1 protein-coding gene is annotated in these 1,466 nt (G+C 46.5%); it reads right to left on the bottom strand.

All coding sequences use genetic code 11. The features are described 5' to 3' along the window. Window positions 1-212: 212 nt before the first annotated feature. Window positions 213-1,466: hypothetical protein (locus KDK16_RS02390; protein WP_257274492.1), on the bottom strand; the 1,254-nt coding region annotated here is incomplete at its 5' end.

Raw genomic sequence — 1,466 nt, forward strand, 5'->3', positions numbered from 1 at the left:
CAGTGAAAATGGACACAAAATTCACTGCCGTCCTGTTAAAAAACAGGGAAAGATTTGAGATGCCTGCCGCTGTCGGTCAGCGGCAACCAAGTCAAGGTGGTTGAGGTTCCCGGGTATTGGGCTGGTGGCATGTTGATGTTGTTGCAGCAAGCCAGCCAGAGGATCATCAGCGAGTTGATCTGGTTACCAGAGTGTTTGATGGTTATTAATGATCATAACTCCTCGTTCCCATCTGCGGCATCACCCAATGGAATGGGTAGTTTCCTCTTGAACTTCTTAACGGCTACGATAGCTGAAACCACGGCAACCAAGACCACAACACCCGCGGTAATAAGCCCAATACACCAGTCTGGAAATTTTGGACTCAATACAGGCGGCAGTTTGTCAAGACCCAGAGAAATCACCTGCATCCGGACATGCCGGATACCCTTCTCAACATCAGCGTCTGCAACTGCCAGATAGGCTTTATTGCCCACAAAAACCGGGCGCATTGACCTTGTTGCCGGGGTCTTGAATGCGGCGTCAAATTGATGGACATTGGCCTGGTTTTCATAAGTAACGACAGACAGTTGCCCATTACTGTTGTAAATAATGGTGTGCACATAATTTTTCGCAGTCACCAGTCTAACGGTTAAAAACGTACCCGATGTGCCTGAAGAAAAACGAATCGTATCGTCAATAATAAAAGCGCTATCCATCTGTCCATTGTCAGTGGCGAACCGGCGAATAGAAAGCTTCTCTGACTCAGGGTTGAATACGGCAACATAAACATGGTTCTTTTGAATCAGAATGTCTTGCAGAATGTTGTCAATGCCCGGGTCTGTGGTGATCAGTATCGCTTTGCCATCGTCTCCAAAAGAGGCAGCGGGGTTTAGTTCCTTTTTTTCGTACTGTCTGATAAAGAAAGGATAGGAGACATTTTTATCACTGCTTGTGCCTGTTACATAGAACTGTTCGCCATCCGGGGAGACCCTTAAACGAAGTCCTCGTTCCTTATCATTCTTGTAACATTTTTTAGGCAACTGGAGTCGTTGTTCATGGTAACTGCTAAACAACAGTTTGTTATTGATTGTTCCTGTAAAGTACATGACACCCTGATGGTGAGCGGTATCATTAATTTGGACCCCTCCAGGGAATTTACGTACGCTATATCCTGCCCGCCCCCCCCGGATAGCAACTAAGGGGAACTCCACCAGAACCGTTTCTCCGGACGTTGCCGTTGCAACAATGACAAGCTGAGAGCCTGTTGTATCGTGAATAACCTGCCCAGTCAGAGACTGGTAGGAGGCCAGCATTTTTAAACGGCTGTCAGAGGTTGTGTAAGTCACGATGCCACACAGACCAAATTGTTTATCCAGTTCAGAGCCTTTATAACGTGCCAGATTAACCTTTTTGGAATGCAACTCAGGCTGAATGACGACGTATATCTGCTCATTTTTCGCATCATACGCTTGAAACAGGGGTAT

The sequence above is a fragment of the Endozoicomonas sp. SESOKO4 genome (assembly GCF_024606275.1).